The sequence below is a fragment of the Prevotella amnii CRIS 21A-A genome, assembly GCF_000177355.1.
In the GTDB taxonomy this organism is placed as follows: domain Bacteria; phylum Bacteroidota; class Bacteroidia; order Bacteroidales; family Bacteroidaceae; genus Prevotella; species Prevotella amnii.
Map to the genome: position 1 here is coordinate 38,731 of NZ_ADFQ01000086.1, position 21,036 is coordinate 59,766.

Consider the following 21,036-nt stretch of genomic DNA (forward strand, 5'->3'; position numbering starts at 1 on the left):
AGATAGGTGTTCAGGTAGAGTTATTACCAATATATCTTTTTTAAGGTTATGCCTTTTCTCAGGTGGTTAATGTCTGTCCAGTTCCATATTCCGTGCACTCTTGCGTGCTTAGAAGATTGCCATATATCGTATTGTGCGTCTTTCAAGGAGGGTTCTTTGGTGTAATTGGCTATGAAGAGCTGGTATTTATTAAATTCTGGGTATAGGTTTTTAAGGTAATACTTTTCGCTTGTGTATATGATAGGAGCCTTGCCAGTTTTCTTCTTTATAATGGAGATAAACTTGGCAAGGTTTTTTTGTATAGTATTTCTTTTCCACTGTTTAGTGCCGTCTTCTTCTATGTCTACCATAGGCAGCAGGTCTTGCCATTGTGTGTCTATGGTGTTAAGGAAGAGAGTGGCTTGTCTTTCCATGGTGGTGTATGATGTAAGGAAATGGTACGATCCCACTTTCAGTCCTTGTCTTCTGGCTTTTTTTATGTTTTCGTTGTAGTATGGGTCTTTTATGCTGCTTCCTTCAGTGGCTTTTACGTAGACGAAGGTTAAGGAGGTGTTGTCTTTTATCTCTTGCCAGTGTATTTTTCCCTGATGCCTTGATATGTCTATACCGTCAAAGCAGGTAGCATATTCTCCAGAGGTAAGGTCTTTAAAGGGCCAGCTACTACTTTTAGTGGGGTAAGAATATTGTTGCCATGTTTTTTTAGATATTATAAAGAATAAAGCTGTTATTGCTATCCAGAAAGCTATTATAGAAGTGGTGCGTATGGAGTTTTTCTTTTTTTTTCTTTTCATTTTAATGTTTGTTATGGTGTGTTAAGCCTATTATATATAATGCAAAGATAATAAATTTTATGTAAGTTATAGTCTTGAAACAATACCGATTTTTTGATTCTTGTAAATAAAATCAAACATTTTTGCTAAAAAATATCTATTTTATTTTGTTTTTATTAAAATAATACATACTTTTGCAGATGTGAGAGGAGGATAAGTATTATTTTTAACCCAATTATTAGTTACAGATTGTTTAATAACATTATGATTTTATCACGGATTAACATTACAAAAGTGCCGTTATAGTATGTTATCGGCATTAAAAGGCTTTTTCTTATAATAGGAACTGGCTAAGAGAGTATTTATTTTTATAACAATTATATTTTTTATTATTAAAAAAGATTCTATGGAGAAAAGATTTTCTTTATTATTAGTCTCACTGTTCTTTTTTGTGGGTGCAGTGTTGGCTCAAGCCCCTTTAGTACGGGGTACCGTAGTATCGCAGGACGATGGAGAGCCTATAATAGGTGCTTCAGTTGTCGTGCAGGGAACAAAAACAGGGACTCAGACCGACATTGACGGTAAGTTTTCTATTAATGTGCCTTCAGGCAAGAAGATAGTAGTGAGCTATGTTGGTATGCAGAGTAAGACTTTGATAGCTAAAGACGGCATGAAGGTTACTTTGTCTGGCGACGAAACTAATCTTCAGGAGGTGGTTGTAACAGGTTTGCAAAAGATGGATAAGCGTCTTTTCACTGGTGCAACAACAAAGGTTTCAGGCGAAAAGTCAAAGCTCGACGGTGTAGCCGACGTGAGTCGTTCTTTAGAGGGTCGTGTAGCAGGTGTTAGTGTGCAGAACGTTTCAGGAACGTTTGGTACTGCTCCAAAGATCCGTGTCCGTGGTGCTACTTCTATTTATGGTAGTTCTAAGCCATTATGGGTAGTAGACGGTGTTATCATGGAGGACGTTACCGAGGTAGATGCCGATCGTCTTTCTTCAGGTGATGCAGCCACATTAATCTCTTCTGCCATAGCAGGTTTGAATGCAGACGACATAGAGAGCTTTCAGGTGTTGAAAGACGGTTCTGCTACCTCTATATATGGTGCTCGTGCCATGGCAGGTGTGATCGTTGTTACTACAAAGAAGGGTAAGGCAGGTTCTACCCGTGTTAATTATACGGGTGAGTTTACCATGCGTCTTCGCCCAAGCTATAGCACGTTTAACATTATGAACTCTCAGGAGCAGATGTCTGTTTACCGTGAGATGGAGAAGGCAGGTCTGTTTAGTTTCAGTCGTACCTTCCGTGCTTCAAGTAGTGGTGTTTATGGTAAGATGTATCAGCTTATGAACACTTACGATGCTAAGACGGGTAAGTTTTTGCTTGCTAACACCCCTAAAGACAGGGCAGATTACTTAAAAGCAGCAGAGTATCGTAATACAGACTGGTTTAAGGAGCTTTTCAGCACAGCCATCTCGGCAAACCATTCTATAAGTTTGTCTACAGGTAATGAGAAGGCACAGCTCTATACTTCTTTTAGCTTTATGAACGATCCGGGCTGGACGGAGGCATCTAAGGTAAATCGTTATACTGCAAGTATTAACGGTTTGGTAAACCTTTCCAAGAAGTTGTCTTTAAACATGATCTCTAATGCTTCTTACCGTAAGCAGAAAGCTCCCGGCACAACAAGCCAGAGTGTAGACGCAGTAACAGGTACTGTAAGTAGAGATTTCGACATCAACCCTTACTCTTACGCTATAAACAGCTCCAGAACGTTAGATCCTAACGTGTTCTATACACGAAACTATGCTCCTTTTAACATTCATAACGAGCTTGCTAATAACTTTATCGACTTTGACGTTATGGACTTAAAGCTCCAGGCAGAGCTGAAATATAAGCCCGTACGCACTGTAGAGCTGGCTCTTTTAGGTGCTTATAAGGTGTCTGCTACTACACAGGCTTCACAGATAAGGGAAAATTCTAACATGGCTCAGGCTTTCCGTGCTATGGACGATGCTACCATACGTAACAACAACCCATGGCTATATACAGACCCTGACAAACCTAACTCTTTGCCTTTCTCGGTGCTTCCTAAGGGTGGTTTCTACCGTGAGACAAAATATAAGATGAACTCTTGGGACGTTCGTGCTACAGTAAGCTATAACGATGTGTATAACGATGATCATATAGTAAACCTCTTTGGAGGTATGGAGGTAAACTCTACCGACCGTTCGCAGAGCTATTTTAACGGTGTAGGTATGCAGTACGAGATGGGCTTCTTAGGAGCTTACGACTATAACTACTTTAAGCAGGCTTCAGAGCAAAACGATGTGTACTATTACCTTGCTAATGGTTACAGCCGTGAGGCATCGTTCTTTGGTACAGCCACTTACTCTTGGAAGGGTCGTTACACCCTTAACGGTACTGTGCGTTACGAGGGTAGCAACCGCTTAGGTAAGGCAAGAAAAGCACGCTGGCTTCCTACATGGAACATCTCCGGTGCTTGGAATGCTCATGAAGAGCCTTGGTTCCATAAGGTGTTTAAAGATTACTTCACTCACGCTACCTTAAAGGCTTCTTACTCGCTTACAGGAGATAAGCCTGCCGTTACTAATGCTTTGGTAATCATTAAGAGCGTTAACCCTTGGCGTCCTTTCACAGTAGATAAGGAGTCGGCTTTGGAAGTGGCAGACTTTGCTAACCCTGACCTTACTTATGAGAAGAAGCATGAGTTTAACTTAGGTTTCGACCTTGGCTTCTTAAAGAATCGTCTTAACCTTACCTTCGATATTTATTGGCGTAACAACTTCGACCTTATAGGTCCTAAGGTTACCAATGGTACATCGGGTAGCATAACAAGATATATGAATATTGCTTCTATGAAATCTCACGGAGAGGAGTTTGCTATATCTTCTAAGAATATAGATGGTAAGGACTTTAAGTGGAGTACAGACTTTGTCTTCTCGCACGTCAATACAAAGGTTACCGATCTTGACAGCCGTGCTAACATCATGCGTATGATCTCTGGTTCTGGTTTCACTATGAAGGGCTATGCTTACCGCTCACTGTTCTCTTTAGACTTCCAAGGGCTCAACTCTCAGGGTATACCTACATTTATAAATGAGAAAGGCGAAAAGACAGTTAGCGAAATCAACTTCCAGTCTACCGATGTTTCACATCTAAAATATGAAGGCCCGGTAGATCCTACCATAACAGGTTCGCTTGGTAACACCTTTACATATAAGAACTGGCACTTAAACCTTTTCGCTACCTATGCCTTTGGCAATAAGGTGCGTCTTAACCCTGCCTTCTCTTCTTATTATTCCGACTTAGACGCTATGCCTAAGGAGTTTGCTAACCGTTGGGAAAAAGGTGGTGATGAAGCCTTTACAAATGTTCCTGCTATAGCCGACTTGCGTTCTCTTCAGAACTATGGTAAATTAGGAATAGCTTACAATGCTTATAATATGTCTTCAGAGCGTGTAGCAAAAGGCGACTTTATACGTATGAAAGAAATTTCTTTAGCTTACGACTTACCACGCACATGGGTAAGAGCGGTATCGCTAAGCTCTGCAAGCTTAAAGCTTCAGGCTACAAACCTCTTCTTGATCTATTCCGACTCTAAGCTCAACGGACAAGATCCTGAGTTCTTTAACGTAGGTGGTGTGGCAGTGCCTATGGCTCGCCAGTTTACTCTTACCTTACGTCTTGGATTATAAATTTTAAAGGAGAAAGACAATTATGAAGATAACAAAATTAACAACAATATGTATGTTTGCATTAGGTACGCTATCACTGTCTACCTCTTGCGATAGCTATCTCGATACGCTTCCTGACGATCGTGCAAACCTTAACAGCTTAGACAAGATACAGTCTACGCTTACTACAGGTTTGAGCACTAAGCTACCATGTATGCTTATGTACATGAGTTCTGACAATGTTACCGATAATGGTAAGGCGTATAACTACACACCTGCTATGCAGGACATGTATTGCTTTAAAGACGACAACCGTCGTGGTAACGACGACCCTGCTCTTCTTTGGAACTCTACCTATGCGGCTGTGGGTACTGCTAACCAAGCTCTAAAGGCTTTAGAAGATAAAACGGGCAAGCAGGCAGATGCTTTGCGTGCTGAAGCGTTGTTAGAACGTGCTTATGGCGTGTTCTCTATATCGAATGCTTTTTGTATGGCATACGATCCTACAAAGGCAGATAAATATCTTGGCTTGCCTTATCCTAAGGTGGCTGATAAGGAGGTAAGCAGGCGTGGCACATTAAAAGAGCTTTACGAAAACATCAATGCCGACATAGAGGCTGCTCTGCCTATGGTAGACGATGGCTATCTGGCAGTGCCTAAGTATCACTTTAACCGTAAGGCTGCATACGCTTTTGCTGCTCGGTTTAACCTTTACTATGGCAATTATGATAAAGCTATAAAGTACGCCACAGAGGCTATTGGTGTAGACCCTTCTGCATCACTACGACAGATGGACAATTATAAAAGCTTAGCAGGTCTTAAGGATATATCTAATATGTATATCAACTCTGGCGAGAAGGCTAACCTCATGCTTCAGACGGCTTACTCTTTCATGGGACGTATATCCCTTTACGATCGCTATGCTCATAACTTGGAAATATTAAAATATGAAACTTTCTGGGCTTTAGCTCCTTGGGAAGAAGGTAAAATGCCTAACGACCAGAAAAGTACTCTTTACGAGTCGAGAAGAATCTTTGGTGCTGCACCAAACACTAATTTCCCTAAGATGCAGGAAATCTTTGAGGTAACTGATAAGATTAACCAGACAGGTTTTCCTCATATAGTAAACGTAGCATTCTCTACCGACGAAACGTTATTAGTGCGTGCAGAGGCAGAGATAATGAAAAAAGACTATGCTGCTGCTGTGCGTGATATGAACTATTGGATAGGTGCCCACTGTGCCGAGTCGGCAAAGGTGTTAGGGGGTAGTGCTTTAATAAAGCGTCCTGTGCTTACAGAGGAGAGCGTAGTGGAGTTTATGGATAAACTTCCAGAATCGGCTGTTACACCAGAAACACCTCTTGAGCGCAACTTAAAGAAGCACTTAAACCCACAAGGCTTTACCGTAGAGGCTGGTAAGCAAACAAGCTTCATACAGCTCGTGCTACACATGCGCCGTATAGAAACATGGAAGACAGGTCTTCGCTTTATGGACTTGAAGCGTTACGGCATAGAGTACACCCACAAGCGCGACGGTGAGGACCCTATAGTTATTAAGGCTGGTGATAAGCGTTTGGCTCTTCAGCTTCCTGAAGACGTTCTAAAAGCTACTACGGGAGCATTGGAAGCTAATCCAAGATAATTTAGTTACATATTAAGATAAGATAAATTATGAAATTTCCAAAGATATTATTATTCGCAGGTCTCTTATCACTTACATGTGCTTGTAGTGAGGAAACTCTTAGCGAACAGTCGGTAGTTACTACCGACACGGATGTGGATAGTTCCGAGTTTGGACAATGGTTGCAAAAAAACTATACAGAGCCTTATAACATTAGGTTTAATTATAGATATGTAGACAAGTTAGCACACTCTGTGTATAACGTTGTGCCAGCCGATGAAGAGAAGTCGAAGGCTCTTGCCATCTTAATAAAGAAGGTATGGATGGACGCTTATGAAGAGGTAGCAGGAAAGGATTTCCTTAAGCAGAAGTGTTTCCGCGAGTTCCATCTCATAGGTTCGCCACAGGTAAAAGAGAACGGCTCTATTACCTTAGGTACTGCCGAGGGTGGTATTATGGTAACGCTGTATCGTGTAAACGAGCTCGATCCTAAGAAGGTTTACATTAATCAGGACAACCATTACGAGCCTAAAGAACGTACTCCGCTCGACCTTAACTTCTGGTATTTCCACACCATGCATCATGAGTTTATGCATATTCTTAACCAGACTAAGAATTACTCTACCGACTTTCAGACCATTTCTGCCGGTAAGTATCATAATCAAGACTGGGTAAACGTAAAGGACGAGGACTCTCCTAAAGAAGGTTTCGTTACCGGATATGCTTCTATGGAGCCTCGAGAGGATATTGCCGAGATATACTCTACCTACGTTACCCTTACCGAAAAGGCATGGCAAGACGTTCTTAATCATGGTGTAGTGGTTAAGAGGGACGAAGCTAATAACCCTGTTTATCAGCGCGATAAGGATGGCAACTTTGTATATGCTAAGGACGAAAAGGGTAATAAGATTTATGCTACCGATAAAAACACAGGAGATCTTATTCCTGCAAGAGATGCTAAGGGTAATATCATTTACGAGAAAAACCCTGACGGCAGCTATAAATACTTTGAGACAGAAAGTGGCAATAAGATACCTGTATACAAGGACCAGGGCAAGGTAGTGTACGGATATATGAACGGCAAGGTAGTGGCTGCTTATTTCGACAAGAGTGGCGAACCTAAGCTTATCACAGAGCCTACCGAAGGCGATTTGGAATATGAGAAGAACGAAGCAGGTAAACCTGTTTACGATGAGAATGGCAAGCCTGTTTATGCTTATTATAAGATTCCAGTGTTTGAATATGAGAAGTTGCCTGTAGTAGATGCTTCTGGTAAGGAGGCTATACTAAAGAAGCTCAATATTATCCGTTCTTATCTAAAGGATAGCTGGGGCTTAGACCTTGACAAGATACGTGAGGCAGTGTTAAGAAAGTCGAAAGAAGCAGAGACGATGGATTTAACCAAATTACCATAAAGATAGGGAGGATAAGTAATATGAAAAAATTATATAGTTTAGGCTTTGCGCTTGTAGCGTTTCTTGCTGTTACCTCTTCTTGTAAGAACGAGGAGGATAATGTTTTCGGTAAGTCGGCAACCGAGCGTATTAATGAAGAGATAAAACACACTAAAGACGTGCTTACTTCAGCTAAAAACGGCTGGTGTCTGGAGTTCTTTGGTAAGAGTGCTCTTGGTGGATATAACGTGTTGTTAAAGTTTGGTGAGGATAATAAGGTTACTGCCTCAAGCGAGCTCGAGGAGAGCGTAGAGGAGAGTGCCACTTCCCATTACGTTGTAACACAGAGCAAGGGTGTGCTTTTGTCGTTCGATACTTATAATAAGGTGTTCCATAAGTTTTCTGCACCTGTTCCTGATAACGACGGAATGCTTGGTGAGGTGGAGTATCGTGTAATGCGCGTAACCCCAGACAGCATCTTCCTTGCTGGTAAGAAGCACGAAGTAAAGGTAGTTATGGTGCGCATGGACGAGAAGACTTCTTGGAAAGACTATCTTACCCAAGTGCATAAGGTAGCTGATGATATGATAACCGAATGGTATGAATATGCTGCAGGTAAAGATACGCAGCGTGCAAAGAGCTTAAATCATACCATAACCCTTGTTGAGAAGACTCAGGACGGTAATCATAAAGACGTATTAATGCCTTACATCGTTAAGCCCGACGGCATACACTTCTACAAGCCTTACACCGTTAATGGTAAGGTGCTTACAGGCTTTAAATATCCTGAAAACAGCGAAGGCGAGTATGCCGAGCTTAAGGATAAGGGAGTTACCTTAAAGCAGTTTGTATTGCCTTTAAACGAGCAGTTTACAGAGGGCGAGTGGTATATAGACCCTTCAAAGTGTGGTGGCTTACCTCAGAAGTTTGCAAGCTTGTTACCAAGGTCGAAAGCCGATTTAGGTGGTGAAGCATTAAAATTTATTGGTGTTACGAGAGATTCTAAGAATAATAAGTTTGCTATTTGCTTCAGATCAGGTAAGTATGGTGGCTTTATGTATATGGACTATGAGTATGTAGGTAAAGATGGCATTAAGCTCACCTATGCTAACGACGGTGATGGTAATGGTAAGTGGTATTTTAAGAACACATTTTATATGTTTATGCCATATATCTTTGCAGGTACTATAGAACAAGTAGGTGATAAGCCTATGCCTAAACTACTTACTAAGGAATGGGTTATCACAGCAGATAATGTTAAAAAGCCTACAGTGCTAACGTTTACCGAGAAAAATAATACAGGTAATGTAGTGGTATTAAGTGCCAAAGCTGTGGAATTTCCTTTTGGTAGGTAACTAAGAAGAGGCAGTTTAGATATTTCTTTTTTTTTAAAGGTGCATATAAAGCTAAAGGCTTGTATATGCGCCTTTTTTAATGTGTTTTTTTTTGTAGTAGTGGAAAATAATTTTTATATTTGCATTTAAGAGAAAAGGTTAATAAGAAATATTTTATTTTTAAGATATGAAAAGAATAGTGCTCTTTGTCTTTAGTGCTTTTGTAAGTATGTTGTTGTCAGCTCAAAGTGGTGTAGTATCTATGCGTGAGGCAGCGCGTATCTTTAAGCAGAAAAGCAGTGTGGCTGTAAGAGGTAGCTTGCTAAAGTTGGGCTATGTATATAAGGGTGTTTCTTCTGATAGTTATGGTAAGTGTTATAACTATGTGCGTAATATGGACCTTACGGCAAGTTTTCTTCCCACAAGGTTTTCTAAGGGTACTTCCTCTTATGTTATGTTTTCAGTAGACGGCTCTGCCCTATATATATATGTGTTTAACAAGGCAGTCTTTAAAGAGCTTGCTTCTGAGGTAAAGGCGTTGGGCTATGATATGGGCAGTGGTGTAAAGAGTGGTGCAGGTCCTATGGTTTGCACTTTAGACGGCGAGCCTACCTTTACCTTTCTCACCCTTCATCAGCCATTACCTTATTGTGTACAGATAACAGAATAGAGAGATATATATAAAGCAGTGGAAAAGAAAAGTAACAAGCCCCGCCCCTCGTATAAGTATGTAGTTTCTACTTGTGCTTTGTCGTTAGCCTTAGGTGCAGTTTTGCTGGGTTATCTTATGGAAACACGTCCTAAGATGCCTCCCAGGAAATATGTTGTTAATACCAGTGGCGACATTATAGGTATAGCTAAGCCTGTAAGGAAAGCCGATGTTACCGATGCCGACACTATAAAGATAAAGCAGCAGGTGGAAAGGCGTGTAGAGAAAGCTAAGCGCGAGGAAGCTATAAGGAAGCAGGAAGAGGGCGAGCATGCGCAAGATCTTATCGTACCGAGCGTGCCTGATGAGGATAAGGGCGAGGTAAAGCCTTCACAGCAGTCGGCGTCTAAGGCTGACATGGTAGTGCCAGATATTAGTGTGCCTAAGGTAGAGAAGGTGGAATGAAAAGCGCGATGGGTAGTGTTATATATAAAGGAGTAAAAGCTTTAGTAGGTAGAAGGATATGAGAAAGATGTTGTTAGTGGTAGATCCTCAGGTAGATTTTGTGTCAGGGTCGTTACCCGTTCCCGGTGCTGTAGAGGCTATGAATAGTCTTGCGAGCTATATCCGTGAGCAAGAGGATAGCTATGTCTTGCGCGTAGTAACAGCCGACTGGCACCCTTATCATCATTCTTCCTTTAAGCCTGAGGGTGGTGAGTGGCCAAGACACTGTGTGCAACATTCTGTAGGTGCTGCCCTTTATGAGCCTATACTCGAGGCTCTTAACGAGGTGCGCGGTGGCTTTACATTGTTATATAAGGGCGATAGCATAGAGAGGGACGAATATTCTATAATGCGAAACGTGAGGGGCGCTGCTGTTTTAAGTAGGCTTATAATGGCATTAAAGATAGATAAGATAGATGTGTGTGGCTTAGCAGGTGATGTTTGTGTATATAACACTGCTAAGGATTTAAGCTCTTTGCTTGGCAAAGATATGATAAACGTGTTAGAAAAGTATTCTCCAAAGATAGCATAGAGCAGCTGGTAGGGGCTGTGTGATGTCTTGAGAATAAAAGGTTTTTTAGCATAACAGAGTGCTGTTTTTGGTAAAAAACCCGCTTATAGTAGTCGTTATTTCGGTTTTTGTACACAAAAGGGTTAAAAGTGTGCAAAAAACTAAATAAAAAAGAATAAATATTTAATCATTGTTGTAATAAAAACAAAATAGCTACTTTTGCGCCGCAATTAGATTTAGAGGTTCCGCAGAAGTGTGCTGCAAGCAAGCTCCCTAAGTAAAGAGAAAGGGAACTTTTATCGGAATATAACAAGCTATTATCAATTTTTTTTTAACATTAATAAGTGAAATGAAAGCAATCAATTTACCAAAGTTAGTATTAATCCTATTATGTGGGTCTTTTCTTCTTTTTACTTCGTGTGGTAAATCGGAAATAGAAAATATCCAAAGCAACGACAAAGAACAGCAAGAGCAGCAAGAAGCTCAGAAGAAGAAAGCTCAAGAGGAAGCAGATAAGAAGAAGAAAGAGCAAGAGCAGCAGGAGGCAGAAAAGAAAAAGAAAGAGCAGGAGCAGCAGAAAGAAGAGCAAAGAAAGAAAGAAGAAGCTGAAAAGAAGCAGCAAGAAGCTGAAGAGGCTGCAAGAAAGAAGAAAGAGCAGGAGGAAGAAGCAAAGAGAAAGAAAGAGGAGGAAGAAAAGAAAAAGCAGCAAGAAAAGCAAGAAGAGCTTAAATTAAGTGTAGAAAGTCTGACAGTGAAAATAAGAGAGAGAAAAACTGTAAACATCTTAAATGGTGATGCTCCTTATACTGTAACTGATAACATGACTCCAGTTGTTTCAAGAATTTATGGGAAAGATAATTTTTTCACAGTAGAAGGAATATTTAAAGGCTCTGGTAATATAAAGGTAGAAGATAGTAAAGGTAGGAAAAAATTATTATTTGTAACAATAATAGAGGAAAATCCAAGCCCTTTACAGGTGGGTAAAAACAAGATAACAGTGCCTTATAAAGACATTGTTGAAGTAAGAATCCTTAACGGTAAGGGTCCTTATAAGCATAAGATAATTGGGGCACAGATTTTACAAGTAAGTTTTAGTAGCGATAGCATATTAATAGCAGGTTCTACAAGAGGAAGCACTAAGGTAGAGGTTACTGATGGTGAGGGTAAAGTAGCAGTAATAGAGGTTACTGTGCAATAAAAGAGGGTTTGCTATATATAAGTATTAATATACAATTAAAAAAAAATTAAACAAGATGAAGACAATCAATTTTTCAAAATTAGCATTATTATTATTATGTGGATCTTTTCTTCTTTTTACCTCGTGTGGTAAATCGGAAATAGAAGATATGATAAATAAAGAGCAAAAGCAGCAGCAAGAGCAGCAGGAAGCAGAGAAGAAAAAGAAAGAGCAGGAGCAAGCAGACGCTGAAAAGAAGAAGAAGGAGCAGGAGCAAGCAGATGCAGAAAAGAAGAAGAAAGAACAAGAGCAAGCAGACGCTGAAAAGAAAAAGAAGGAGCAGGAGCAGGCTGATGCAGAGAAGAAAAAGAAAGAGCAGGAGCAGGCTGATGCAGAAAAGAAAAAGCAGCAAGAGGAAGCTGAGAAGAAAAAGGCTCAAGAGGAAGCTGAAAAGCAAAAGCAGTTAGAAAAGCAGAAAGAAGAGCAAAGAAAGAAAGAGGAAGCTGCAAAGAAGCAGAAAGAAGCTGAAGAGGCTGCAAAGAGAAAGCAGCAGCAAGAAGAGGCTGCAAGAAGACAGAAGCAGCAACAGGAAGAGGCTGCAAGAAAGAAGAAAGAGCAGGAGGAAGCAGCAAGAAGAAAGCAGGAAGAGCTAAAGAGAAAGCAGCAACAGGAAGAAGCTGCAAGAAGACAGAAGCAGCAACAGGAGGAGGCTGCAAGAAGACAGAAGCAGAAAGAAGCTGAAGAGGCTGCAAGAAAGAAGAAAGAGCAGGAGGAAGCAGCAAAGAAATTGACATTAAGTTCGTCTACGCTAACGCTGAAACCAATTGTAACAAAAAATGTAACTATAGGAAACGGTGTAGCTCCTTATACAGTAGTTCCAGAGGATAGAACTAAAGCTGCTGTAAAAGTTTATAATGATAAAAATGAATTTGCTGTTACAGGTTTAAATAAAGGCAAAACCAAAATAAGAGTAACCGATGCGAAAGGTAAGACAGGAGTAGTAGAGGTAACAGTAGAATAAAGGAGGGAAATGAATATGAAAGCAATAAAATTATCAAAGTTGGCTTTAAGCCTATTATGCGGGTCTTTTATTCTTTTTACCTCGTGTGGTAAATCGGAAATAGAAAATATTCCGGGAAGCGACAAAGAGCAGCAGGAACCAGAGAAGAAGAAACCTGAAGGTAGTCAAGAACCAGAAAAGAAAAAACCTGAAGGCAGTCAAGAACCAGAAAAGAAAAAGCCTGAAGGCAATCAGGAACCAGAGAAGAAAAAGCCTGAAGGCAATCAGGAACCTGAAAAGAAGAAGCCGATGATGCTAAACCGAGTATCGTTAAAGCTGAAATCTATGGAAACTGTAAATGTAACTATAGAAAACGGTGAAGCTCCTTACGATATAAATGTTGTAGATAAGGAAGTAGCTCAAACAAAATTACTTGAAGATAAAAAATCGTTTGCTGTTACAGGTCTTAAAGATGGTAAAACAGAAATTATAGTAACCGATAAGAATAAAAGCGAGGCAAGGGTTACTGTAGTGGTAGATAATGGTAAGCCTAAGCTTCAGCCCTTGAGGTTAAGCAAGTCTAAGGTAGAGCTAACAATGGGCAGCGCGAAGGCAAAAGAGTCGTTAAATGTGCAGTCGGGCAAGTTCCCTTATCATGCATCTAACTATGATACTGAAATAGTAAAGGTAGATATATGGGATTCGAGCATAACGCTAACAGCCGTTAAGCAAGGGACTACTACTGTAACTATAAATGACAGCGAAGGCAGAACAGGTAAAATAACGGTAGTGGTGAAATAATACTAAGAAAGACGGGAAAAAGGAAATCCCCTTTTTAAGAGAAGGTTACCATATATATATAAGGTAAGGCACTTCTTTTAAAAAGGGGGTTTTTATTATACTTTTCTTTATTTAAGAAAGTTTTCTTTCTTTTCAGGCTAATCCTTCTATCTCGCCGTTAATAAGGTCTATGTGCTGTGCTTGTGGCACTTTAGGCAATCCCGGCATTCGCATAATATCTCCTGCTATGGCAACAATCATTTCAGAAGCGCCGTTTATAACAAGGTCGCGTATGTTTATTTCAAAGTCTTTTGCCACGCCATAGCGTGTAGGGTCTTCGCTAAAGGAGTATTGTGTCTTTGCTATGCACACAGGTAGGCTCTCCATGCCCCACGACTTGATGCGCTCGAGCTTCTTTTTGGCGTTCTTTCCCATAACTATAGCCTTAGCACCATATATGTTTTTACATACCTTTTCTATCTTTTCGGTAATGGTATCGTTGTCGTCATATACAAAGTTTACCTTCTTAGCCCCTTGTCTTTCTATGGTGTCTACAAGTACTTGTGCAAGCTCCTTAGCTCCATTGCCACCTTTGGCAAACACGTCGTTGGCAGCAAAGCCCACGCCTAACTCCTTACAATGCTCGGCTAAGAGGGATATGTCTTCCTGAGAGTCGTCGCCATAGCGGTTAAGGGTTACTATTACGGGCTGACCAAAGGCTTGCATATTCTTTACATGCTTATCGAGGTTTTCAAACCCTTTTATCATAGCTTGTGTAGCCTCTTGAGGTGTAGCTCCCTCTTTTATGCCTCCATGTAGTCGTAGTCCACGAAGAGTAGCTACAAGCACTGTTGCCGAGGGGTGAAGACCTGCCTTTCTACACTTAATGTCCATAAACTTCTCCGCTCCGAGGTCAGCACCAAAGCCTGCTTCTGTGATAGCATAATCGCTCACCGTCATTGCCATCTTAGTAGCTAAAACGCTGTTGCAGCCATGTGCAATGTTAGCAAAGGGACCACCATGTATAAAAGCAGCCGTACCCTCTAAGGTCTGCACAAGGTTAGGCTTGATGGCATCGAGCAGTAACACTGTTATAGCTCCGGCTACTCCGAGCTGCTTCACTGTAAAGGGTTTGTCATCGAAGGTAATGCCTAAGACGATGTTTTCTATACGGCGTCGCAAGTCGTCCAAACTGTCTGCTAAACATAGGGCTGCCATTATTTCGCTTGCAGGTGTAATGTCGAACCCTGTCTGTTCAGGAATGCCATCTACAGAGCTTCCCAAGCCCGAGACAATGCTGCGCAAGCTCCTGTCATTAACGTCAATGACCCTACGCCATAATATCTGTTTTAGGCGGAATCCCTCTTTACGACGTTGAAAGATGTAGTTGTCGAGTAATGCCGCAATGGTGTTGTTAGCACTTGTAATGGCATGGAAGTCGCCAGTAAAGTGGAGGTTAATCTTCTCCATAGGCACTACCTGTGAGTAGCCACCTCCAGCAGCTCCTCCCTTCATGCCAAAGCATGGGCCAAGGCTGGGCTCGCGTAAAGCCAAGACCGACTTCTTCCCCATACTGTTCAGAGCCATCGAAAGCCCAATGCTTACCGTTGTTTTGCCTATTCCTGCCTTAGTAGGCGAGATGGAACTTACTAACACCAAATGGCTCTTAGCCACTTTCTTTTCATCAATAACATCGAGCTTTACCTTTGCAATGTGCTTACCATATTGCTCTATACTGTCGTTATCAATACCTATCGAAGAGGCTACCTCCTCGATACGATGCAGCTTACATGAGCGTGCAATTTCAATGTCAGATTTCATAATAGTTTGTTATACAAAATTATACTTTAGTAGCAGCAAAGATAGTTATAAATATTATATCAGTCAACATTTAACAGTGCTTTTTTTTTATATATTTATATACTTATAATTAGGTATAAATATGCCTTTATGTAAATGTGTTTTTTACCAAGATTTAAGTATTGTGATGTGGAAAATAACATTTTACCTTTGCATGTTAAGAAAAGATATCAAATAGGTTATAAAATTTTTAATAATTAAAGTTATGAGTAGATTTTTTCTTTTTATTTTCTCATCATTATTATCTATAGCAGCAATGGCTCAAAACCTTTACGATGCTTTAGAGGGCTTACTGGGCATTAGGGTAGAGCAGCAATGCCAGTTCTGCAACTTCTCTGAGGTGCGATGCAGGGTTTAGGTGCAGAGCATACACAGGTGTTGTTAGATGGTGAGCCTATATATTCTGGTTTGGCTGGTGTGTATGGTTTGCAGCAGCTTTCTACTAACAATGTCGATCGTATGGAGATTAGGAGGTGTGCAAGGATACTTTACTCGCTTGCATGAGACGGGTCTTTACATTGTTTCTGATGAGGACTCTAAGCAGGCCCCTCTTTATGGTAAGGAATATTTCTCTACAAGTAAGAAGCACGTTAATGAGTGGGGATTGTTTGTACAAGACGAATGGAACATAACACCAAAACTTACCGTAGTGCCTGGTCTGCGTTTAGACAGCCACTCTTCTGGTGAGAAGTATGATATAGACAAGGATCTATCTGATAAATCTTTTGAAAAGCAAAATAGTGCTTTCCCTTCAACTTCTTTCTCTGCTACAACGTTCAATCCTCGTTTTGCTGTTAAGTACGAAGTTGCTAAGAACTCTAAGATAAAGACCATCTCACCATTTGTTTTAGTTAATTGCCGCGCTTCCAAGCGTTTAGGTGTATTCACTATCTATGCAGGTGGTAAGAATATCTTTAGCTACATTCAGGATGAAAAACACCTTGATGATGCAGCCTTTATGTATGCTCCTGTTTATGGTGCTACATGGTATGCTGGTGTTAGTATAAAATTATAAACACACACACGTTATAATCAACAAAAGTTTTTTAAAGTTCTCTCTGATAATTGTTGATTACAGAAGGGTGATGCTTTAGTGATTAAAGCATCACCTTTTGCTATAGTAAGGGGGAGATATGTTTCTTTTGTTTTTCTTTTTATTATCATTTGTTTCTTTTTCCTTACCTTTGCATTATGGTAAAGCAGGTAAAAACATATATGCAAGATAAATACGACCATCTGATGGTAAAAGCCCCCATGGGCTTGTTAGAATGGTTGGAAGCTAATGGTGGAAGGACAAAGACAAAGATAAAGTCTACACTTAAGCATCGAGGCATTAAGGTAAATGGTAAGATTGTTACCCAGTACGATTATCAGCTCAAGGCTGGCGACAAAATATCTATTAGCAAGAGCAAGAAGAACGATCAGTTTAAAAGCAGGTATGTAAAGCTGGTCTATGAGGATAAGTATCTTGTAGTAATAGAAAAGAATGTAGGTATTTTGTCTATGGCAGCAGGCCATTCGTCTTTGAATGTTAAGAGTGTTTTAGACGATTATTTTCAAAAGAGCAAGCAGCATTGCAGGGCTCATGTGGTGCATCGTTTAGATCGTGATACATCGGGACTGATGGTTTATGCTAAGGATATGCAGACCGAGCAGCTTTTAGAGCACGATTGGCACAACATAGTGTACGACCGCCGTTATGTAGCTGTGTTGAGTGGTGAGCTGATGCAGCAGCAGGGTACGGTGGCAAACTGGTTAAAAGACAACAAGTCGTATGTTACTTATAGCAGTGCAGTGGATAATGGTGGAAAGTATGCCGTAACCCATTTTTTTACTATAGACACAACGGCAAGCTATTCTTTAGTGGAGTTTAAGTTAGAGACGGGTCGTAAGAATCAGATTCGTGTGCATGCTGCCGATATGGGCTATCCTGTGTGTGGCGATACAAAGTATGGTAACGGCGACGATCCTATAGGAAGGCTTTGTCTTCATGCTTTTATGCTTTGTTTTTATCACCCGGTAACACATGAGCGCATGGAGTTTGAAACACCTATCCCGCCATTATTCCGTCATTTGTTAAAGTAAAGAGGTCTTTCTCTATATTGTTAGATTATGGAAAGTATAGAAACTTTTATTGCCTTAATTATAGCCTTAGTGGTAGGCATTATCTTAATAAAGAAGATAACAGGGTGTATCTTTCGTCTTATAGTAGGACTTATAATGCTTGGTATGGGCTATTGGGCTATACACTTTTTAGGAGTGGTATAACAAAAAACAAAAGAGGTGGGGGAACTCTATATGGAAGCAGACAATAACAGGCAGAAGGTGTTTTATGATGGTATAGACTGGAAGAAGCTACGTTTTTATCAGAAGGCGGACACACTCTATCAGATGACTTTTGTGTTTTGTAAGCGATTTCTTCCTCCTTATGGCGACCGTACTGTAGACCAGATGGTGCAAGCTGCTCGCTCTGGCAAACAGAACATTGTAGAGGGTTCTGAAGACGGCAAGACTTCTACAGAGATGGAACTTCGCCTTTTGAATGTGGCTCGTAGCAGCTTGCAAGAGCTGCGTCAAGACTATGAAGACTATCTTAACACACGTAGGCTTGTTACATGGGGTTCTGCTCACCCACGCTATGATGCTCTTTTAAGTTTTTGTCGTTTGCATAACGCTTATGCTGACTATGCTCCTATCGTTGAGAAGTGTACAGATGAAGAGTTTTGTAACATAGCTCTTTCGGTGTGTCATATCACAGATAAGATGATGTGTAGTTATTTAGATTACCTTCAGAAGCGTTTTATAGAGCAAGGAGGGCTTAAAGAGCGTATGTATGCTGCCCGCACAGGCTATAGACAAAAGATAGATAGCCAGATGAAAGCTCTAAAAAGCGAAAATGCTGCTTTAAAGGAAGAAATAAAAAGGCTAAAAGAGCTTTTGAAAGAGAAAAAGGGTTAGTAGTGGGGGGCTGGGGGGACTAGTAGTCCTAGTGGTCCTAGTAGTCCTAGTAGTACTAGTTATACTAGTGTTACTAGTAATACTAGTAATACTAGTTTTCCTAGTTTCCCTATAGCTACTAGGAAACATAGTAGCTATAGGAAAAGGAAAATTTTATCTGATAGCTATTTTTTCTACTCTTCTTAGATGCCTACCACCCTCGAAGGTAGCTTTTAAGAAAGCATCAAGTATCTTTTCGGCAGTTTTATTATCTATAAAGCGGCCAGGTAATACTATGGCATTAGCATCATTATGCTGTCGTATAAGTTCTGCTATGTCTTTGTTCCAAGCTAAGCCAGCGCGGACACCCTGATGCTTATTCATAGTGATAGCCATACCTTCGCCGCTACCGCAGATAGCAATGGCTGGGTAAACCTCGCCTTTCTCTAATGCTTCTGCCAGTGGGTGTGCGTAGTCGGGATAGTCGCAGCTTAGGTCGCTGTTGCAACCAAAGTCTTTATAAGCATATTTATGTTCTTCTAAATACTGAATAACAAACTCCTTCAATGGGAAACCTGCATGGTCGCAAGCTACTCCGATAGTCTTTATTTCCATAAGCTGTTAGGTATTATGAGCTTTCTTTAAAAGGTTAGAGGTTAGTCTGTCTTAAAAAGAAAAGCTCAGGTTTATAAAAATATTATTTAGAAATATATTTTTTCACTTCTTTAAAGATATTGTCAGGGGTGAATCCAAGTTTCTCTTCAAGCACTTTAAATGGTGCCGAAAAGCCAAAGCTCTTTAGTCCATATACCTTTCCTTGTGCGCCTACTAATGCCTCTAAGGTTACTGGTAAGCCTGCCGTGAGACCAAATATTTTAGCATCAGAAGGTAACACCTCTTGCTGATACTCCTTGCTTTGTCTACGGAAAAGCCCTTCTGAAGGAACGCTTACTACACGCACCTTATAGCCTTCCTTGCGTAGCAGGGTGGCAGCATCTACAAGGGTAGATACTTCAGAGCCATTTGCCAAGAGTATAACATCAAACTTTTCATCAGATCCTTTCACTATATAAGCTCCTTTGCGCACATCGTCATAGTTGTTACCTTGTGGCAAGCTCTTAACATTTTGTCGTGAGAAGATCAGGGCTGTAGGCGTTTCCATGTTCTCCATAGCCATTTGCCAGCATACGGTGGTAGCGTCGCTATCCTCAGGACGGAACACCCTAAGGCTGTCTTTGCCCTTGTGGTTCTGAAGCTTTTCCATAAGGCGTATTTGTGCTTCCTGCTCCACAGGCTCATGTGTAGGACCATCTTCGCCAACGCGGAAGGCATCATGACTCCACACAAACTTTACTGCTACTTGCATTAAGGCTGCCATACGCACTGCGGGCTTCATATAGTCTGAGAAAACAAAGAAAGTACCCATTGCCGATATCACACCACCGTGAAGCATCATTCCTATACACATACAGCCCATAGCAAGCTCCGATACTCCTGCTTGGAAGAAAGCACCACTGAAATCGCCTTTTACAAGGGAGTGGGTTTTGTTAAGGAACCCATCTGTCTTGTCAGAGTTGCTAAGATCGGCAGAGGCTACTATCATGTTAGGCACTTGCTGGGCAAGTATCCCAAGGCAAGCTGCCGATGCGTTTCGGGTAGGAATGTCGCGCTTTTGCTCTAAAGAGCTCCAGTCTATCTTAGGGGCTTTCTTAGAGAACCACTCGTCCATCTGTGCCGATAGCTCTGGGTTTTGTTTCCGCCATTCTTCCTCCTGCTTATGACGTAAGGCTACTATGCGGCGCAGCTCTTCCTTGCGATCGTCGTATAGCTTTTTCACCTCTGGGAATATCTGGAAAGCATCTTCGGGGTTACCACCTAAGTGTTTTACCGTGTTAAGGTATGCTTCGCCACCCAAGGGGGCTCCATGTGTCTTCACACTTCCCTCATAGCTTGTGCCGTCTGCCTTAATGCCTCCCTTAGCCATTATGGTATTGCCAATTATCAGTGTGGGGCGTTCTGGCTCGTTAATAGCATTAGTGAGAGCCTGCCGTATCTCTTGCACATCGTTACCGTCGATGGTTATTACGTTCCAGTTCCATGACCTGTAACGCATTGCTGTATCTTCGCACGACACTGCACCGCAAGCCGTAGATAGCTGCACGTCGTTAGCGTCGTAGAACATTATAAGGTTGTTTAGCCCAAGGTTGCCTGCAAGCCTGCCTACTTCAGAGCTTATACCCTCCTGTATACCACCGTCAGAGATGTAGGTATATATCTTATGCTGCATCATAGCCTTTGAAAGACGTGCTTCTAAAAACTTTTCTGCCACAGCGGCACCGGCAGCATAGGCATGACCCTGACCAAGAGGGCCAGAAGAGTTTTCTATCCCATGCATTAAGTCGCGCTCTGGGTGTCCCGGAGTAACAGAACCCCATTGACGAAAGTTTTTAATATCGTCAATGGTAAACTTGCCTTGTAGGGTAAGGGCAGAGTAAAGCATTGGCGACATATGACCAGGGTCTAAATAAAAACGATCTCTACCTGCCCATAATGGCTGGTCGGGATCGTAGACAAGAAATTCCGAGAAGAGCACATTGATAAAGTCGGCACCACCCATAGCACCTCCTGGGTGCCCAGAGTTAGCTTTCTCTACCATTGATACTGATAAGATTCTGATGTTGTCCGCTGCACGGTTCATCAACTCTTTGCAATTCATAATAGGCTTGATTTAAATTTTTATTTAGTGCAAATATATAGAAAAAAAAGATAACACAGAAACGAAATATCTGTTTTATTCAAAAA

General features: G+C 41.1%; 17 protein-coding genes and 1 pseudogene. 14 read left to right on the forward strand and 4 right to left on the reverse strand.

The window, feature by feature from the left end; all coding sequences use genetic code 11:
• Nucleotides 1–23: 23 nt before the first annotated feature.
• Entirely contained in the window at nt 24–791 is a 768-nt protein-coding gene (locus HMPREF9018_RS07980) for a glycoside hydrolase family 25 protein (RefSeq protein ID WP_008450248.1), read from the reverse strand.
• A gap of 385 nt (nt 792–1,176) precedes the next feature.
• Here HMPREF9018_RS07980 and HMPREF9018_RS07985 point away from each other — a divergent pair, with 385 nt between their 5' ends.
• The 10 genes from HMPREF9018_RS07985 (at nt 1,177) to HMPREF9018_RS08030 (ending at nt 13,458) form a co-directional block, all read left to right on the forward strand.
• Entirely contained in the window at nt 1,177–4,488 is a 3,312-nt protein-coding gene (locus HMPREF9018_RS07985; RefSeq protein ID WP_008450537.1) for a SusC/RagA family TonB-linked outer membrane protein, read from the forward strand.
• Nucleotides 4,489–4,510: 22 nt separating this feature from the next.
• On the forward strand, nt 4,511–6,109 hold the full coding sequence (locus HMPREF9018_RS07990; protein ID WP_008450370.1) for a RagB/SusD family nutrient uptake outer membrane protein: 1,599 nt from the start codon (nt 4,511–4,513) through the stop codon (nt 6,107–6,109).
• A gap of 29 nt (nt 6,110–6,138) precedes the next feature.
• Nucleotides 6,139–7,503 carry a zinc-binding metallopeptidase gene (locus HMPREF9018_RS07995; protein ID WP_008450259.1) on the forward strand — a complete coding sequence of 455 codons (1,365 nt, stop codon included), beginning with the start codon at nt 6,139–6,141 and terminating at the stop codon, nt 7,501–7,503.
• A gap of 20 nt (nt 7,504–7,523) precedes the next feature.
• Nucleotides 7,524–8,837 carry a DUF4302 domain-containing protein gene (locus HMPREF9018_RS08000; protein WP_008450318.1) on the forward strand — a complete coding sequence of 438 codons (1,314 nt, stop codon included), beginning with the start codon at nt 7,524–7,526 and terminating at the stop codon, nt 8,835–8,837.
• Between the two features lie 166 nt (nt 8,838–9,003).
• Complete coding sequence (locus HMPREF9018_RS08005) at nt 9,004–9,486, forward strand: hypothetical protein (RefSeq protein ID WP_036855534.1); 483 nt, start codon at nt 9,004–9,006, stop codon at nt 9,484–9,486.
• 18 nt (nt 9,487–9,504) lie between these two features.
• Nucleotides 9,505–9,930, forward strand: a complete 426-nt coding sequence (locus tag HMPREF9018_RS08010; RefSeq protein ID WP_008450504.1) for a hypothetical protein — start codon at nt 9,505–9,507, stop codon at nt 9,928–9,930.
• A gap of 58 nt (nt 9,931–9,988) precedes the next feature.
• A complete protein-coding gene (locus HMPREF9018_RS08015; RefSeq protein WP_008450420.1) occupies nt 9,989–10,501 on the forward strand; it encodes an isochorismatase family protein in 513 nt (170 codons plus the stop codon).
• 328 nt (nt 10,502–10,829) lie between these two features.
• The gene (locus HMPREF9018_RS08020; RefSeq protein WP_008450482.1) at nt 10,830–11,678 is read left to right on the forward strand and encodes a hypothetical protein; all 849 of its coding nucleotides are present in this window, start codon (nt 10,830–10,832) and stop codon (nt 11,676–11,678) included.
• A 55-nt stretch (nt 11,679–11,733) separates the two neighbouring features.
• Nucleotides 11,734–12,678, forward strand: coding sequence for a lipoprotein (locus HMPREF9018_RS08025; protein WP_008450242.1), 945 nt, complete (start codon nt 11,734–11,736; stop codon nt 12,676–12,678).
• Between the two features lie 15 nt (nt 12,679–12,693).
• A complete protein-coding gene (locus HMPREF9018_RS08030; protein WP_039864682.1) occupies nt 12,694–13,458 on the forward strand; it encodes a pilus assembly protein N-terminal domain-containing protein in 765 nt (254 codons plus the stop codon).
• A gap of 132 nt (nt 13,459–13,590) precedes the next feature.
• Here the strand turns inward: HMPREF9018_RS08030 and HMPREF9018_RS08035 are convergent, their stop codons facing one another.
• Nucleotides 13,591–15,258, reverse strand: a complete 1,668-nt coding sequence (locus tag HMPREF9018_RS08035; RefSeq protein WP_008450252.1) for a formate--tetrahydrofolate ligase — start codon at nt 15,256–15,258, stop codon at nt 13,591–13,593.
• Between the two features lie 298 nt (nt 15,259–15,556).
• Between HMPREF9018_RS08035 and HMPREF9018_RS11495 the strand changes: the two are divergent.
• From HMPREF9018_RS11495 to HMPREF9018_RS08050, 4 genes and pseudogenes are all read left to right on the forward strand, one after another.
• Nucleotides 15,557–16,108: pseudogene (locus HMPREF9018_RS11495) on the forward strand (TonB-dependent receptor domain-containing protein); the annotation flags it as partial.
• A gap of 380 nt (nt 16,109–16,488) precedes the next feature.
• Complete coding sequence (locus tag HMPREF9018_RS08045) at nt 16,489–17,382, forward strand: RluA family pseudouridine synthase (RefSeq protein WP_008450324.1); 894 nt, start codon at nt 16,489–16,491, stop codon at nt 17,380–17,382.
• Between the two features lie 27 nt (nt 17,383–17,409).
• On the forward strand, nt 17,410–17,565 hold the full coding sequence (locus HMPREF9018_RS11135) for a hypothetical protein (protein ID WP_008450479.1): 156 nt from the start codon (nt 17,410–17,412) through the stop codon (nt 17,563–17,565).
• A gap of 30 nt (nt 17,566–17,595) precedes the next feature.
• A complete protein-coding gene (locus tag HMPREF9018_RS08050) occupies nt 17,596–18,255 on the forward strand; it encodes a four helix bundle suffix domain-containing protein (protein ID WP_008450369.1) in 660 nt (219 codons plus the stop codon).
• Between the two features lie 153 nt (nt 18,256–18,408).
• On the opposite strand, the gene HMPREF9018_RS08055 is transcribed toward HMPREF9018_RS08050, so the two are convergent.
• Both HMPREF9018_RS08055 and HMPREF9018_RS08060 read right to left on the reverse strand, forming a co-directional pair.
• Nucleotides 18,409–18,849: an RpiB/LacA/LacB family sugar-phosphate isomerase gene (locus HMPREF9018_RS08055; RefSeq protein WP_008450458.1), complete on the reverse strand. Its 441-nt coding sequence runs from the start codon at nt 18,847–18,849 to the stop codon at nt 18,409–18,411.
• 82 nt (nt 18,850–18,931) lie between these two features.
• Nucleotides 18,932–20,950: a transketolase family protein gene (locus HMPREF9018_RS08060; RefSeq protein WP_039864686.1), complete on the reverse strand. Its 2,019-nt coding sequence runs from the start codon at nt 20,948–20,950 to the stop codon at nt 18,932–18,934.
• Nucleotides 20,951–21,036 lie beyond the last annotated feature (86 nt).

What these genes read in the sequence shown, in the direction of transcription:
- HMPREF9018_RS07980 (WP_008450248.1), bottom strand. Translation starts at nt 791, where the DNA reads ATGAAAAGAAAAAAAAAGAAAAACTCCATACGCACCACTTCTATAATA.
- HMPREF9018_RS07985 (WP_008450537.1), top strand. Translation starts at nt 1,177, where the DNA reads ATGGAGAAAAGATTTTCTTTATTATTAGTCTCACTGTTCTTTTTTGTG.
- HMPREF9018_RS07990 (WP_008450370.1), top strand. Translation starts at nt 4,511, where the DNA reads ATGAAGATAACAAAATTAACAACAATATGTATGTTTGCATTAGGTACG.
- HMPREF9018_RS07995 (WP_008450259.1), top strand. Translation starts at nt 6,139, where the DNA reads ATGAAATTTCCAAAGATATTATTATTCGCAGGTCTCTTATCACTTACA.
- HMPREF9018_RS08000 (WP_008450318.1), top strand. Translation starts at nt 7,524, where the DNA reads ATGAAAAAATTATATAGTTTAGGCTTTGCGCTTGTAGCGTTTCTTGCT.
- HMPREF9018_RS08005 (WP_036855534.1), top strand. Translation starts at nt 9,004, where the DNA reads ATGAAAAGAATAGTGCTCTTTGTCTTTAGTGCTTTTGTAAGTATGTTG.
- HMPREF9018_RS08015 (WP_008450420.1), top strand. Translation starts at nt 9,989, where the DNA reads ATGAGAAAGATGTTGTTAGTGGTAGATCCTCAGGTAGATTTTGTGTCA.
- HMPREF9018_RS08020 (WP_008450482.1), top strand. Translation starts at nt 10,830, where the DNA reads ATGAAAGCAATCAATTTACCAAAGTTAGTATTAATCCTATTATGTGGG.
- HMPREF9018_RS08025 (WP_008450242.1), top strand. Translation starts at nt 11,734, where the DNA reads ATGAAGACAATCAATTTTTCAAAATTAGCATTATTATTATTATGTGGA.
- HMPREF9018_RS08030 (WP_039864682.1), top strand. Translation starts at nt 12,694, where the DNA reads ATGAAAGCAATAAAATTATCAAAGTTGGCTTTAAGCCTATTATGCGGG.
- HMPREF9018_RS08035 (WP_008450252.1), bottom strand. Translation starts at nt 15,258, where the DNA reads ATGAAATCTGACATTGAAATTGCACGCTCATGTAAGCTGCATCGTATC.
- HMPREF9018_RS08045 (WP_008450324.1), top strand. Translation starts at nt 16,489, where the DNA reads ATGGTAAAGCAGGTAAAAACATATATGCAAGATAAATACGACCATCTG.
- HMPREF9018_RS11135 (WP_008450479.1), top strand. Translation starts at nt 17,410, where the DNA reads ATGGAAAGTATAGAAACTTTTATTGCCTTAATTATAGCCTTAGTGGTA.
- HMPREF9018_RS08050 (WP_008450369.1), top strand. Translation starts at nt 17,596, where the DNA reads ATGGAAGCAGACAATAACAGGCAGAAGGTGTTTTATGATGGTATAGAC.
- HMPREF9018_RS08055 (WP_008450458.1), bottom strand. Translation starts at nt 18,849, where the DNA reads ATGGAAATAAAGACTATCGGAGTAGCTTGCGACCATGCAGGTTTCCCA.
- HMPREF9018_RS08060 (WP_039864686.1), bottom strand. Translation starts at nt 20,950, where the DNA reads ATGAATTGCAAAGAGTTGATGAACCGTGCAGCGGACAACATCAGAATC.